Annotated in this window: 14 protein-coding genes and 1 pseudogene; 5 read left to right on the top strand and 10 right to left on the bottom strand. The window is 57.0% G+C overall.

Going from position 1 to position 13,809, the window contains the following annotated elements; all coding sequences use genetic code 11:
- From B3759_RS13665 to B3759_RS13645, 5 genes and pseudogenes are all read right to left on the bottom strand, one after another.
- Positions 1-1,389: pseudogene (locus B3759_RS13665) on the bottom strand (hypothetical protein); the annotation flags it as partial.
- Positions 1,390-1,536: 147 nt separating this feature from the next.
- Positions 1,537-1,788, bottom strand: a complete 252-nt coding sequence (locus B3759_RS13660) for a hypothetical protein (protein ID WP_291366646.1) — start codon at positions 1,786-1,788, stop codon at positions 1,537-1,539.
- Between the two features lie 641 nt (positions 1,789-2,429).
- Positions 2,430-2,795, bottom strand: coding sequence for a hypothetical protein (locus tag B3759_RS13655; protein WP_291366644.1), 366 nt, complete (start codon positions 2,793-2,795; stop codon positions 2,430-2,432).
- Between the two features lie 29 nt (positions 2,796-2,824).
- Positions 2,825-2,992, bottom strand: a complete 168-nt coding sequence (locus B3759_RS13650; RefSeq protein WP_291366642.1) for a hypothetical protein — start codon at positions 2,990-2,992, stop codon at positions 2,825-2,827.
- Between the two features lie 9 nt (positions 2,993-3,001).
- Positions 3,002-3,451 carry a hypothetical protein gene (locus B3759_RS13645; protein WP_291366640.1) on the bottom strand — a complete coding sequence of 150 codons (450 nt, stop codon included), beginning with the start codon at positions 3,449-3,451 and terminating at the stop codon, positions 3,002-3,004.
- A 189-nt stretch (positions 3,452-3,640) separates the two neighbouring features.
- Between B3759_RS13645 and B3759_RS13640 the strand changes: the two genes are divergently transcribed.
- The 4 genes from B3759_RS13640 (at position 3,641) to B3759_RS13625 (ending at position 9,228) form a co-directional block, all read left to right on the top strand.
- Positions 3,641-4,408 carry an ImuA family protein gene (locus tag B3759_RS13640; RefSeq protein ID WP_291366638.1) on the top strand — a complete coding sequence of 256 codons (768 nt, stop codon included), beginning with the start codon at positions 3,641-3,643 and terminating at the stop codon, positions 4,406-4,408.
- A 264-nt stretch (positions 4,409-4,672) separates the two neighbouring features.
- A complete protein-coding gene (locus B3759_RS13635) occupies positions 4,673-5,824 on the top strand; it encodes a DUF6504 family protein (RefSeq protein WP_291366637.1) in 1,152 nt (383 codons plus the stop codon).
- Positions 5,824-6,069 (top strand): hypothetical protein, encoded by a 246-nt coding sequence (locus B3759_RS13630; protein WP_291366635.1) that lies wholly within the window; start codon positions 5,824-5,826, stop codon positions 6,067-6,069. The genes B3759_RS13635 and B3759_RS13630 overlap by 1 nt, the downstream gene beginning before the upstream one ends.
- Before the next feature lie 3 nt (positions 6,070-6,072).
- Positions 6,073-9,228: an error-prone DNA polymerase gene (locus B3759_RS13625; RefSeq protein ID WP_291366633.1), complete on the top strand. Its 3,156-nt coding sequence runs from the start codon at positions 6,073-6,075 to the stop codon at positions 9,226-9,228.
- 444 nt (positions 9,229-9,672) lie between these two features.
- Here the strand turns inward: B3759_RS13625 and mazF are convergent, their stop codons facing one another.
- The 5 genes from mazF to repC form a co-directional block, all read right to left on the bottom strand.
- Positions 9,673-10,002: an endoribonuclease MazF gene (gene mazF, locus B3759_RS13620; protein ID WP_291366631.1), complete on the bottom strand. Its 330-nt coding sequence runs from the start codon at positions 10,000-10,002 to the stop codon at positions 9,673-9,675.
- A 1-nt stretch (position 10,003) separates the two neighbouring features.
- Complete coding sequence (locus B3759_RS13615) at positions 10,004-10,246, bottom strand: AbrB/MazE/SpoVT family DNA-binding domain-containing protein (RefSeq protein ID WP_291366629.1); 243 nt, start codon at positions 10,244-10,246, stop codon at positions 10,004-10,006.
- Positions 10,247-10,331: 85 nt separating this feature from the next.
- Entirely contained in the window at positions 10,332-10,640 is a 309-nt protein-coding gene (locus B3759_RS13610) for a hypothetical protein (RefSeq protein WP_291366627.1), read from the bottom strand.
- 172 nt (positions 10,641-10,812) lie between these two features.
- Entirely contained in the window at positions 10,813-11,103 is a 291-nt protein-coding gene (locus B3759_RS13605; protein WP_291366626.1) for a DUF2312 domain-containing protein, read from the bottom strand.
- 55 nt (positions 11,104-11,158) lie between these two features.
- Positions 11,159-12,397, bottom strand: coding sequence for a plasmid replication protein RepC (repC, locus tag B3759_RS13600; protein ID WP_291366624.1), 1,239 nt, complete (start codon positions 12,395-12,397; stop codon positions 11,159-11,161).
- A gap of 1,097 nt (positions 12,398-13,494) precedes the next feature.
- On the opposite strand from repC, the gene B3759_RS13595 reads away from it, so the two are divergent.
- Positions 13,495-13,791 carry a hypothetical protein gene (locus B3759_RS13595; RefSeq protein ID WP_291366622.1) on the top strand — a complete coding sequence of 99 codons (297 nt, stop codon included), beginning with the start codon at positions 13,495-13,497 and terminating at the stop codon, positions 13,789-13,791.
- Positions 13,792-13,809 lie beyond the last annotated feature (18 nt).

Here is a 13,809-nt window from a genome sequence, read left to right as displayed (position 1 = left end):
ATTACCATTACCATTACCATTACTATCAACCCAGACGCCAAGCTTAGAGAATTGAGAATCACTATTATCTAAAAGTCCATCTCCATTTGTGTCAAATGATTTTAGCACTGCTTGTGATGTAATAAGGTTTGTAATATTTACGTCATATCCCGTGGAGGGAAGAATTATCAAGAAACCGGTACCGTTTGCCGCCCACCCCGTCCTATTATATTGATCTCCCCCGTTCCAGTTAAAGTAAGTATTACTCTGCTGCTGAGATGTTAGCTGAAGGCCTGTAGATGACAAATCAATAACAAGCGGATCAGCGAGAGCTTGCGAAAAATTATGTAAAGCATTCTCTACATATCCAGCGAGTGAACCCGCCAAATCAGCAAGGCCGTTGAACAGACCGCCCAGTCCATTTGCAAGTGCTTGTGCAGCATTGTGGACGGCACCGGCCCCTAGAACTGACCCAGCTATTGACCCAGCGATGGAGCCGATAAGTCCACCAATTAAGGCTCCAGCTCCACCTCCAAATTCCCCTCCAGCCAGCGCACCGGCTTCCATGCCATAATAACCGCCAGCAACGGCAGCGCCGAAACTACCAAGAGTTTCGGCAGCTCCCTCGTAGTCGCCCGCCTTAATTTGCTCAAGCGCTTGTGATGCCGCATCTATCGCCCCATAAACAGCGGCTAGAAGCCCAGCTGCATCTAAGGCAGCCAGCCCTGCGTCTGGAGGCAATTTGAGCTCACCGACATCAGTGCCGAGAGCTTTCTGCAATTTTTCGAAAAGCTTCTTGATAATATCAGTTAAAGGCTCTGATGTGGGATTCCCACTTATCTGGTCTGGATCTTTTGGAATAGGAGCCGTTTCCGGATTAACTTTTATATCCCATTGAGGGATATCCTGTCCTTTTGGTAGGTATTCATATTTCCCGTCTTTTGTATTCCAAATCTCTTGTATATTAAGTTCATCATTCGACTTAAAGCGATCCCCATAGACCGGATCCTTTGTTGGTGAGTCCATGTTTGAATAGTGTGTTCTGGCATTAATATAATCATCAACAGTGATTTTACCCTCATCCAAAAGATTATTAACAATTTCTGGACCACCTTCAACAGCATCTGAGCTCAGCGGATCGTCTGGTCTACCGTCATTTATTTTAGAACTTTTAATAAAGTTTTTTTCATCAGAAACTAAACTATACTTATTTTCATCAGAGTTATACACTTCCGCCATTGATTGCTCGCCAAGGTCTTTGGCTTTACCACCGTCACTTTTTATCTTTTCATATTCATCTATTAGATCAGTGCTTATAATATCCAATTTTGGACCAGTGTACGATGCATCTTTTGAATTATTAAATAAATCAATCAACAAAATACTTATAGTAGTTTTTACTATATCCACTTAATATTTCTTGCTCAACAACATCAGTAACGGCTACATCAAAATTATCTAAGTAATATGATAATGTTACTCCTTCATCAATATTCCAAAGATTTGTAAGAGTATTTCCATCTGTAATGTATATTTTAGATATATCACCCCCCCAAATTAATTGCTGTCTACATATGAAAGTATATATGCTATGAATGACCCCACTCTAAATTCTTTATTTAAATCATTGGTTTTTAAAAACCGCCATACTTCGTCGTATAGTTGCTCTTCTTCTTCATCAGGAACTTTTATATTATGATGATATACTTCTAAAAACTTATTCCATGTTTCTGGAATGTGTGTCTCCATTTCAGAAATTGCTTTTTTTACGTATACCGTCGTATCAGTTCCCGCACTTGGCTGTTTCATTTTTTATCCTCACTGAAGCAGTATAAGTAATGGACGTCAGAGATACATATAAAATAAAATGTTTCAATCTTTAATGTATTGTTACAAACGACATCTGCATGATAAAACTAGTGAGTGATATAAGTGGCTTATGATTCATGGATTTGCGATAACCTAATGAGATCAAAATGGCTTGGACTGGAATCACCCGTGCGCAGTATCGCCGGGACGACCTGGAGTATGCCTCTCCAAGCGACTCACGGATCACGCGGTGCCTCCTTGATATGGCTCTGAAACGACTGTTAGGGCGCTCTCGCACCGCAAAGATAACCTTGTGTGTTTATATGTGCACATGGAGGGATCGAAGAACCGTTGGTGGAACCACGCAAAGGTCGGGAAGGCTGGCTTCCTCAAGACAAATTCGACCGGTTGTGCCGCAGGGAATACGTGGCCTGGCGGATGTGGCGGCGTGTCAGAGGGTTTTTGCTGGTGATCCTCTGCTTTCTAGGCTTCTGGGCGGTGACTGCAGTGTCATCGCTCATGAACAGTCACGGCCGTTCATCGGCACTACACACTCCCCGCCAGCATGCGCTACATAGACACCAGAAGCATGAGAACTGGGAGCGCCAGTCAATCAGATAGCGACTGGTCAAATTCGGGTGTTATGGCAACAGAGGTGAACCAGGCGCCACCAACAAAGGGATGGGTAGTATAAGCGCAGCGAAGAGAAGCAATTTAAGGCGTGTCAGGTTGCACGGCACCATAATCCCTACCATGCAGAAAACTACGCTTATGGCGGTGATAAACGAAAATATGGATGTCCACCAATCAGGTGCGACAACGACTGTATCCCACCACAACGCACACCAGCCGAAAAATACTGCGATTCCAGTCGTGGCAGCCACGCCGAAACGTATAAGTGGCTGGTAGAAAAGCTCGTATTTCATCTCCCGAAAAAGCCCGTTAAGCTTGGGATCAGTGTTTGCCCACTCGAAAGCAGCGCGTTTCTGTTCGTTGGCTAGAGACATGGTGGATCCTCCTGCTTCAATCTATTGCGCTACTTAAAAGCCGCATAAATACACACGACCATCACGACAGCGGCGAACTGCAATTTCGCGAATTTTGCCGTTGAATCGTCAGACGCCACGTTGAAGAGTGCGAACATACCAGACACAAAAATACCTGCAGGAACAGACCATTCCAGCATAAGGTGAAGTGGGCTCATGATATTTTCCTATTCATCTGTGTCTAAAGGTATTTGTGTTTCTATTCGACCTAATTGGTCAGGAACTTCATGATGTCCAGCCAGAATTGGCCAGACAAATGCGACGAACGCTTCTAATGACTGTGCATGCTCACTTCCATTAAGCGTTAAATGTGGTGAATCCACGACAGTCACATGCTCTACAGAGTAAGAACAGGCATCATCCAGACCGAAACAGGCGGAACCGGTGGAAATCCGTGAGCCGTCGGTAATCTGAAACACCTCGGTCTCCGACCAGTCTTCAACCCGATGTAGCCGAGAACGAAACCGGATAGTGCAACCACCAACACTGATCGTTTCCCATTGTCGCCACGTATCTGATCGCTCCGGCATGAGACCTCCATTCCTGTAGATGCTGACACGATCTTTATTGGATTTCCTGCGACTAAGAACGGCCTTGGAAAAAAGAGCGTTGTTCACTTTCCCTTCCTGAGCAGATCCCCACCACACGTCCGCAAAGCCTTCCCTCCATCACCGTGCGTGGGACGCACGGGCCATGGGCCGCGCAGCGTGATGGACAGCCTCGCTCTTCACGTTGGGACAGTTCATTCTTGACTCACGGCGGTATTATGTTCTCTTTATGTTCTTGTTTTTGAGCGAGGACACACCATGGCCGGGAGAACAGCCGATACGCTCGCGCTCCTGCGCGACGAGATCCGCCGCATGGAACGGCATCACGCTGCGGCCGGGATGGACGCCTATCTGCCGACAGGATTCACCGCTCTCGATGAGTGGCTGGGCGGCGGCCTGAGCCGTGGCCGCGTCCACGAGTTCCTCGGAACCGGCTGTGACCGTGCCCTGCTCGCCCGCCCCACACGGTTTGTCGCCCACGTTCTGGCCCGGACACCGGGTCAGGTGGTGTGGCTTGCAGCACACCATCTCAACCTGCATGCAGCCGGACTGCAGGGCGCAGGCCTCGCGCCGGGACGCCTGATCTGTGTGCAGAGCGAGACCCGCGATCTGCTCCCGCTCTGCGAGGACATCCTGCGCGAGCGCGGGATAGCGGCGCTGGTCTGCGATCTCTGCGTTCCGCTCTCCCTCACCGCATCACGACGCCTGCAGCTTGCGGCCGAAAGCTCCGGCACCACGGGTTTCCTGCTCCGCCCTACCACGAACGGCGCAGTACCGCCTCCCAGCGCCTGCGAAACACGCTGGCGGATCGGGGCTGCGCGGCCGGTGTCGCTGAACAACGTGATCGGTCCGGAACACTGGCGCATCGAGCTGCTTCGCAGCCGGGACGGACGCCCTTTCACCTGGACATACGGATTACCCGGTCATGCGACGGATCCTCTCGATCTGGCTTCCCCTGTGGCACACGGATCTGTGGCGGCGTCGCCACCCGCAGGAGAACATCGGGATGGGGCTTGTGCTGCATGAGCATGATGGCCGGCGCCCTGTGGTGATGGCGGCCGATGTGATGGCCCGGCAGTCTGGTGTCCGCGCTGGAATGGCGCTGCCCATGCCCGGAGCCTGATCGCCGACCTCGCAGCGTTTGAGGGCGACCGGAAAGCGGATAAAGCCGCTCTGGAGCGACTGGCGGCATGGTGTCTGTGGCTGTGCCCACTGACGTCAGCGGATCCGCCGGACGGCGTATGGTGCGATACCAGCGGCTGCGCCCATCTGTATGGCGGCGAGGACGCCATGCTGACGGTCGTGCGCGAACGGCTGGAAGCGCTGGGCTATCATATCCGCCTCGCCCTTGCGGACACGCCTGGCGCTGCGCACGCGCTGGCGCGCTTCGGACGTGAGCGGGACACACTCGTCCCGTCGCGCGGCACGGCTGCCGCTCTCGATCCCCTGCCCGTTGCAGCCCTGCGTCTGCCGGCCGAGACCTGCGAGGGGCTGATCCGCCTCGGGTTTACCCGGATTGGCGATCTGCGGCGCACGGCCCGCGCGCCTCTGACACGGCGTTTCGGAGATCTTCTGATGCGCCGGCTGGACGAGGCGCTGGGCGTTCGGCCCGAACCCATCCGTCCGGTCATTCCGCTTGATGCCATCCGCGCGCAGCGCCAAATGGTGGAACCGATCGGCACGGCCGAGGCTCTGGCAGTGGTGATCGCTGAACTGGTGGACGAGATCTCCGAGATCCTGCGCCAGCGCGGTCAGGGCGCACGGCAGCTCGATCTGGTCTGTGAGCGTGTCGATGGCACGCTCCAGCCGGTGCGCGTGGGCACCGCGTCACCCGTCGATCAGCCGGCCCATCTGCGCCGCCTTCTGCAGGAGCGGATCGCCGTCATCGAACCGGGTTTCGGGATCGAAGTGATGACGCTCACCGTCTCCCACCATGAAGCGCGGCAGACCACGGGCGACCAGACCGTGCTTGAGCGCGGACAGGATGGGGGTGGTGATCTCGCCTGCCTGGTGGATCGCCTGTGCAACCGTGTCGGCGCGGCGCGAGTGTTCCGCCTTGCGCCACGGGCCAGCCAGATCCCCGAGCGCGCTCAGGCACAGTCCCCGGTTACACAGGATGCGGCCGAGCCGACATCCACCTTTTCTTTCGTCCGACCCATCCGGCTGCTCGATCCGCCAAAGCCCTTACGTGTCGAGGCCGAGGCCGAAAGTGGCGCACCGCAACGCTTTGTCTGGGACGGCCGCACGCACCGGGTGCGCGGCGCAGACGGCCCTGAGCGGATCCAGGGGGAATGGTGGCTCTCGGACAGCGAGTTTCACGCCGCCCGCGATTACTGGATTACCGAGACCGAAGATGGCGAACGCTTCTGGCTGTATCGCCAGGGCGACGGCACGCACAGCTGGACAGGGGATGGAGCATGGTTCCTCCACGGGCTGTTCTGATGAGCGGGGCAGACGAAACGAAGGAAGACCTGTCGCCCGCCTTACCGTCCGAGATCGCCGAGGCGCTGATTCATGGACTTCGCTATGACGGCCGACGGCGCGTGCATGACGCCGACGAACTGATGGCCCGCGTGGTGGCCGAACGTCTGGTGGAGCATCTCGAGCGCAGCGGCTTCGTGCTGTGCCGCAGGCCCGGCGCCCCGCAGCCCGATGCGACGCCGCACCGGCATCCGCGCGGGAAATGAGGCATGGCCTCGTCCGCCTATGTGGAACTGCAGGCCTGCACGAATTTCTCGTTTCTGCGCGGCGCCAGCCATCCTGAGGAACTGTTCGCCCGTGCGGCGCGGCTGCAGTATCCGGCGCTCGGTATCACCGACCATGGCACGGTCGCCGGGATCGTCCGCGCCCACGCAGCCGCACTGTCTCACGGCGTCCGGTTGCTGCCCGGTGCCCGTGTGGAGCTGTGCGACGGCAGTGTTCTGCTGGCCTATCCGGTGGACCGGGCAGGCTGGGGCCAGCTGTGTCGCCTTCTGACCCTTGGCCATCGGCGCGGCGAGCGTGGACGGCTCGATCTGACCTGGAGCGATCTGACGGGCGAGCGCGTCTCCCGCCTGCTGCTGCTGCTTTCTTCGGACGCCCCGTATGCCGTGCTGCAGGAACGGCTGGATGCTCTCACGCGGATCCGCGACCATTGTGCCGGGATATGGCTCACCCTGAGCCGTCATTGGCGGGCGGGCGATGCGGAACGCCTGAATACGCTGGAGCGGATGGCCCATGCGGCCAAGGTCGCGACGGTCGTGACCGGTGATGTGCTCTATCATGCGGCCGACCGCAGCGTGCTGCAGGATCTGCTCACCGCCATCCGGCACAATGTGAGCATGGACGCACTCGGCGCTCTGCGTGAGCCGTGGCGGGATCGCTATTTACGCGGCCCGACTGAAATGGCCTCGCTCTATCGGGGCCATGAAGCGGCGTTGGCCCACTCGGGCGAGATTGCCTCTCTGTGCCGGTTTTCGCTCAGTGAACTGCGTTACCAGTATCCGTCCGAGACTGATGTGGAGGGCGAAGACTCTCAGGATACGCTGGTTCGTCTCGTGCGCGAGGCTCTCCCGTCACGCTATCCGGCCGGCGCACCCGACGATGTGCGGCGTCAGCTCACGCACGAACTCAGGCTGGTCGCCCAACTTGGCTATGCGCCGTATTTCCTGACGGTCAACACCATTGTCCGCTATGCGCGCGCCATCGGAATCCTCTGCCAGGGACGTGGCTCGGCCGCCAACAGCGCCATCTGCTACGTTCTGGGGATTACCGCCATTGATCCGGTGCGCTCCGGTCTGCTCTTCGAGCGGTTCATCTCGGTGGAGCGACGTGAACCGCCCGACATCGACGTCGATTTCGACAGCGACCGGCGTGAAGAGGTTATCCAGTGGATCTACCGGCGTTACGGCCGCCAGCGGGCAGCCCTGTGCGCGACCGTGATGCGCTATCAGCCCAAAGGTGCGGTGCGTGACGTTGGCAAGGCGCTGGGCCTGCCCGACGATGTGCTGGGCCTGCTCTCGAAACATCTTGCGTCCGCGCTGGACGATCAGGGAAAGCTCGAAGCCCGCGCAGGAGAAGTCGGTCTCGATCTGCGCGACAGGCGACTGTCTCTGACGCTGTATCTCGCCCGCCAGATCCTGGGCTTTCCGCGTCAGTTGGGAACACATCCCGGTGGCTTCGTCCTCACCCATGACCGGCTGGACGAGCTGGTGCCGATCCAGCCTGCGGCCATGGAAGATCGTCAGATCATCGTCTGGGACAAGGATGACATCGACGAACTGCGCTTCATGAAGGTCGATGTTCTCGGCCTCGGCATGCTGGGCTGTCTGCAGCGCGCCTTTGATCTTCTGGTGCGGCACGGGCGCCGCGCCTATGACATGGCGACGATCCCGCCCGAAGACGAACAGACCTACGCGATGATCGCCCGTGCCGACACGCTCGGCACCTTCCAGATCGAGAGCCGCGCCCAGATGGCGATGCTCCCGCGCACCCGGCCGCGCACCTTCTACGATCTGGTGATTCAGGTGGCGATCGTGCGCCCCGGTCCGATTCAGGGCGATATGGTCCACCCCTATCTGCGCCGCCGCGAAGGTCTGGAACGGCCTGATTGTCCTTCGCCTGCCCTGCGCCGCATCCTCGGCAAGACCCTGGGCGTGCCGCTCTTTCAGGAACAGGCGATGCAGGTCGCCATTCATTGCGCGGGCTTTACGCCGAGTGAAGCCGACCAGCTGCGGCGCGGCATGAAGATGCGCGATCATACGGCGTCCATCGCCGATTTTCGTGAGAAGATGGTGCGCGGCATGGTGGCCAACGGCTACACTCAGGAGTTCGCCGAGCGCACCTTTCGTCAGCTCGAAGGCTTTGGCTCCTACGGATTCCCCGAGAGCCACGCCGCAAGTTTCGCGCTGATCGCCTACGCTTCTTCGTGGCTGAAATGCCATCATCCGGACGTCTTCTGCGCCGCATTGCTCAACAGTCAGCCCATGGGATTCTACGCTCCGGCCCAGATCGTCCGCGATGCCCGCGAGCATGGGGTCGAGGTGCGACCGATCTGTGTGAACCAGTCCCGCTGGGACTGTACGCTCGAAGGGCGCTCGGGAAGCGGGCGTCTGGCGGTTCGGCTCGGTCTGCGGCTGGTGAAGGGACTGGCGAACGCGGACGCCGCCCGTCTGATTGCCAATCGCATGCCTCTCTATGAGAGTATCGAAGACGTCTGGCGTCGGGCGGACGTTCCAACGATCGCTCTTGAGCGTCTGGCCGAAGCGGATGCGTTTGCCAGCCTGAACTGCGATCGCCGTATGGCCCTGTGGCAGATCAAGGGGCTGGCGGATGAGCCGCTTCCTCTATTTGCAGCGGCGGATCGCGGACGTAACCGGCCTGCTCCGGAAGTCATTGAACCATCCGTCATCCTGCGCCCGATGACCGAAGGCTCGGATGTTGTGGAAGATTATCTCGCGACCGGCCTCACCCTGCGGGCGCACCCTCTGGCATTCCTGCGCGAGGGGCTTACGGAAAGAGGCATTATTCCCTGTGAGGATCTCGCGACATTACGGGACGGAACCCGCGTGGTGATTGCGGGACTGGTGCTGATGCGTCAGCGCCCCGGCACGGCAAAAGGCGTGATGTTCGTCACGATCGAGGATGAAACCGGGGTGGCCAATCTGATCCTGTGGAAAGACCGGATCGAAGCGCAACGGGCCATCGTCATGGGGGCGTCGCTGATGATTGTTCACGGCACCCTGCAACGCGAAGGCGAAGTGATGCACGTGGTAGTGCGAAGTCTCGAAGACGGGACTGAGCTGCTTCGAGAGATTGGAGAGAATGACCGCCGACCGGTTGAGGTCAGGGCACGGAACTTTCAATGACCATGCTTGCTGATATTTTTACAAACGATTTAATGAAATCACTAGATAGACAGAGACAGGATATACGGTGCCGTTAGCAGGACCAGCGCAACAATAACGGCGTTTCTCCGCGTCCTGGAATTTGAACTTAAGATGGCAAGTCCTATTTCCAGGTTGAAGACAATCCAGATCATCAGTAACCCGAAATGGTACCAGCCAGGTGTTTTCTCATATGCTCTCAAAACTGCTGGCAACAAGCTGAACACCGCCATAATGATTAGGATTTGTCCCATCAAAATTGGCATGAAAAGAGAGATTACCAGGCGGGCAGCTATCTGAACAGGTTCAAAGACAGTTTCGGCAGTTTTCCGCTGTTTTGAATTTAGAACGCTATTCACTCCAATCATTGGATATCCCCTTGGAATCAACGCCCCTACTCATGGAGCACCCTGCAGTTTCCATAATTTATGACCCGACCAGTGCGCGAACCTTTGCACGAATTTCGGAAAGCTCATTGTCGGAAACGCGACCTTTCAGTTTTGCCTCTCTTGATTTCCAGTCAACAGACTTGATCTGGTCCGCGAGCACGACACTCGATCGTTTTCCGGAAATGGCGACCTCGAAAGGATAGCCTTTTGCCTTCGTCGTCGTGGGGCAGCACAGAAGCAGACCGATGCGATTGTAGGCCGCTGGCGACAAAACCACGGCCGGTCTGTGCCCAGCCTGTTCGTGACCCGACTGCGGCGTGAAATTCAGCCAGATAATCTCGCCTTCTGACGGTACGTAATCGTCCATCTCACAGATGTTCCTTGCCGACAGGCGCGCCAAAATCGACTTCCTCATGGATGTTCTCAGGCGTGATTCCAGCCAACAGGTCAGCCAGATCGTAATCGGGCTTCTCGACCGGTTCGATGATGATCCGTCCCGCTTCTTCCCTGACATCGACTGCCTGATCCACCTGCAGACCGGCAGCCTTCATGATCGCAGCGGGAAGACGCACGGATGCGCTGTTGCCCCACTTTTTAACGAAGACGTGCATAAGTGCCTCTTTATGTATCGACATAGTAATACTGCACGGTGACGTAGAGTTGTGTCAACAACGTATCGACAAAAACATCATCACTTTATCGGCTCCATCCTTGGATACCATCGAAAGCCTCATTGAGGATGGCCGTGACATTAGCCTGCGCCTCGGGGTCGCCCGCGTAGGCCGGACACTTGAGAACATCGTAGTAGAGCCCACGCATTTCCTGCAGTGAAAATCCACCTTCCTTCACGAACGCCCGGATCTCACCGAGAACCTGTGTGTTCGTTGCCTCACCACTTCTGCGCAAAGCGTGGTACTCCTCAAGCGACGCACAGGACGCGGCCTGCTTTTCCAACTCGACCAGTGGGCCGAGGATCGTCACGAGCTTCGTGGTATCATGTCCCATTAAAATCCAACTCTCCCAACGCGATCGTTTTGCCGAACTGTGTCCAAAACTGGCACATCTCTGATCTCTTCCCGAGCAGACCACCCGTCTCGCGCCCTCGTCGCCACATCTGTCGGCGTGCGTGCGACGCACGCGCCGTAGGCCGCGCAGCGCGGCAGAGGATCACGATCTCTCACATCCCCAGGGCACGCAGATAAATCTGCAGCAAGGTTTCGAGTTCTTCGATCTGCGCTGGTTCCAGCTTCCGCAGTTTGAGAATTTGCTTGATCGTTTTTACGTCGAACCCGGCCGATTTCGCCTCTCCGAAAATATCCTTGATGTCTCCTGCGAGCGCTTTCCGCTCTCCTTCCAGCCGTTCGACCCGCTCAATGATCGAGCGAAGCCGGTCGGCCGCGATCCCACCAACAGCCGGATCAGTGTGTGGCACATGCTTACTGGTGCTGTTGTCGTATGTTGCCAACATGACATCTCCCTTCGTTTGCCCAGTGTCAGCCAGTCCCGTGCGACTGAAAACGTGCTCAGTGGACGGCTTTCGAGGTATCGAGGTGTTCGGCAAGACCGTAGAGTGAGCGGTCGAGTGCCAGCGTGCCTTCGATGTGACGGGCAATCATCGCCCGCAGCATTCCGCCCGGTGAGCGCACTTCGCCCCGCCCGTGACGTGCCGCGATCACACAGAGCGCGACGGCCGCCTCGTAGGGACCGAGGACGTTGATGGCCTGACGCCACGCATGGGTGGAGATCCCGAGCGAATGGCACAGGAACGGCACGGCTTCCATGATTTCGCGCTCAGACGGGCGACTGCTCGGACACAGATCACGCAGGCCCGGCGCGATCTGGAGGAGGAAAGACGGCGTGGCCCTGAACCCTCGCAAGGGCGAGGTCGGGGTGACGTGCTGCGGCTCAATCTCGCTACGCGAAGCCTCATGAGTTTTAGCGGCGCAGCCGCTTCCGCTTACTGTAGCTTTAGCTGAATGATCTGGGTTTGTAGTTGTAATAGGGGGTCGCTCGGGCGACCCCATGGGGTCACTTTCCACAGGAATAACAGCGAGAATATCGGTCTCTATGCGCCCCACGAGACCCGCGAGCCTCTCGGCCAGGGGGGTGAGGATTGCGACGTCACGGTCGCGACCGCGCAAGGCGAGTAACTCCCGGGCGTCCCGTTCGTAGGCCTCGAGCCTGACGCGCGGGACGCCTGCCTCTTCCCCGGCCGCACACAGCGCCAGCGCCCTACGGGCCAGACCCATGACATCGCCGTGCAGGCGACGGCCTTCGCGGCGGCGCTCCTCTTGAGCCAGAGCGGCCTGTTCCAGTTCCGCAAACCGCCGTGAGAGGGGCGAGAGATCGAACCCATACCCATGCGTTACGGGCCCCGTGCGCGCCGCGCGTCGCACAAACCGATGCCCATTGGGACTGTCGTTGCAAATCAGCCAGCCGACTTCGGCCAGTGAGCGGATCAGCTCCTTCACGCGGGTCCGGCCGAGATCGAAGCGCTCCATGATGTCGGCGTTGCGGGCCGCACAGATCGGTAGCCCGTCTTCGCCCCAGTCCTGCGGTCGCGTCCAGCTCACGAGGAATGCAAGCAGTTCCGTCTGCTGACAGGTCAGGCCAACGGCGCTGCGCGCCCTGCGGAGCACGCTGAGAATATCCTTGGGAGAGACGGCGCTCATGGGCTGCATCTCGGCCGCCCTCTGCGCCAGCACCATCGCAGGCGTGATACGTCGTGCGCCGCTTGGCCGTTCCGTAATCTGCTGATTCATAAACACTTCTTCTGGTCTCGGGTGAAGCCGAGGCCACGCGGTCCACGCTGGCATCAGAACAGCCGATCCCGTTTGCAAGAAAACCTTGCATTTCAGCCAGAAGTGTAGGACAAAAGCTCTACCAGAAGCATTTTCCTACCTTCTCCGGTCGCCAAACCGGTCTGAAGGCTAAAGATCGACCGTCACTGAGGCCTCGCGAAAGCGGGGCCTTAAACGTATCTGGGGTCTGGCTTAGGTCATCCGTTCATCTCCTGCTCTGTGACAAGGCTCTTCCTTGCCGGGTACCGACGCGCAGGGGAAGGCGATTCCTTCCCGTTCGTCATCGTGCTGTCATCAAGCCTGAATGGTACGCGACTGAGTAAAACTTTTTTCTCGAAACCAACGGAACTATTCGACGCAGCAGGCGTTACGTGCGGCCGTTTCACTCTGCAATGTCCTGCAACATTTTTTAGCAAAATCCCGTATTAGCGATTCCATTACGATTTTGGCTCTGTTAAATCATCGTTAACGCTGAGGTCGAACGAAAGAGCGTTCGCAAAACTCATGTGTTGAGCGGAATAGTGTTTGTTGCCTGATTAAAGATACCTTGAGGCTTCACCTTATTCAGGTTTCAGTAATAGAACCCCTTGCAGGTGGAATATGGACCGAACCTCACTTCTGAAGCCCCGAGTTAGACAACCGCAAGACACGGCGGTTCTTACCTTTGGCACTTCGCTGGAGCAGATTAGTGAACTCCGGGATCACCTTGAATATCTGACGCATACCTCGTCGCTCATCACGTCCTCAGCAGCGGGACAACCGCTTTCAAGGCAAACCGAAAATCGCATAATCTGGGTGCGCGGACGTATTCGGCTCGTTGTTCGGTCGATTAATTTTCATTCTCAGCCATGCGTTATTCAGGAAGAAATTGCCGGTTTAGTGAGCAAACTGGATGTTTATCTTGATCTCGCAGATGATGATGAAGACGAATGTGAACATACGGGAGCGATGTCCGAGAGGAACGCCTGTAACTGTGAGATTTCGGAGATCCTAAAAAAGGCTGGTTAGTCGCACGCGACCATTTCAGTGTTCAGTTCAAACGGCACTCGGAACATTGAATGATGCGACTTCTTATATACTTTGCAATGATACTCTTGGCGGGTTGCGCGGGTAATGTCTCAGCTTCCCGCACCCACGGACCTAAGCCGCCACCACTGCGTCACGCCACCTACGATCCAGGCGCAGCCTATGGTTCAGCCGGTGTCGCCTGGTCCGCTCCCGTTCTGAATCGCAATGGCACTGTGCAAAGGATCGAGGATCCCCGCGTGACCGCAGGCCGCGAGGACTATGAGCATGCCCCATGGGCAAGTGGGGCGGCCGGAGACGATGAAAGCCGCCCGGCAGGCACTTTCTGACGAAAGGGCGGATTCCGA

It is taken from the genome of Acetobacter sp. UBA5411 (assembly GCF_002409645.1).
Classification (GTDB): Bacteria; Pseudomonadota; Alphaproteobacteria; order Acetobacterales; family Acetobacteraceae; genus Acetobacter.
The sequence above is the reverse complement of the archived record's forward strand: the minus strand, read 5'-3'. Positions and strand labels throughout refer to the sequence as shown.

Bases quoted from the DNA above. Each gene is read 5' to 3' on its own strand.
- B3759_RS13640 (WP_291366638.1), top strand. From the start codon at position 3,641: ATGGCCGGGAGAACAGCCGATACGCTCGCGCTCCTGCGCGACGAGATC.
- B3759_RS13635 (WP_291366637.1), top strand. From the start codon at position 4,673: ATGCTGACGGTCGTGCGCGAACGGCTGGAAGCGCTGGGCTATCATATC.
- B3759_RS13650 (WP_291366642.1), bottom strand. From the start codon at position 2,992: ATGAGCCCACTTCACCTTATGCTGGAATGGTCTGTTCCTGCAGGTATT.
- B3759_RS13615 (WP_291366629.1), bottom strand. From the start codon at position 10,246: ATGCACGTCTTCGTTAAAAAGTGGGGCAACAGCGCATCCGTGCGTCTT.
- B3759_RS13660 (WP_291366646.1), bottom strand. From the start codon at position 1,788: ATGAAACAGCCAAGTGCGGGAACTGATACGACGGTATACGTAAAAAAA.
- B3759_RS13595 (WP_291366622.1), top strand. From the start codon at position 13,495: ATGATGCGACTTCTTATATACTTTGCAATGATACTCTTGGCGGGTTGC.
- B3759_RS13610 (WP_291366627.1), bottom strand. From the start codon at position 10,640: ATGGGACATGATACCACGAAGCTCGTGACGATCCTCGGCCCACTGGTC.
- mazF (WP_291366631.1), bottom strand. From the start codon at position 10,002: ATGGACGATTACGTACCGTCAGAAGGCGAGATTATCTGGCTGAATTTC.
- B3759_RS13630 (WP_291366635.1), top strand. From the start codon at position 5,824: ATGAGCGGGGCAGACGAAACGAAGGAAGACCTGTCGCCCGCCTTACCG.
- B3759_RS13605 (WP_291366626.1), bottom strand. From the start codon at position 11,103: ATGTTGGCAACATACGACAACAGCACCAGTAAGCATGTGCCACACACT.
- B3759_RS13655 (WP_291366644.1), bottom strand. From the start codon at position 2,795: ATGTCTCTAGCCAACGAACAGAAACGCGCTGCTTTCGAGTGGGCAAAC.
- B3759_RS13625 (WP_291366633.1), top strand. From the start codon at position 6,073: ATGGCCTCGTCCGCCTATGTGGAACTGCAGGCCTGCACGAATTTCTCG.
- repC (WP_291366624.1), bottom strand. From the start codon at position 12,397: ATGAATCAGCAGATTACGGAACGGCCAAGCGGCGCACGACGTATCACG.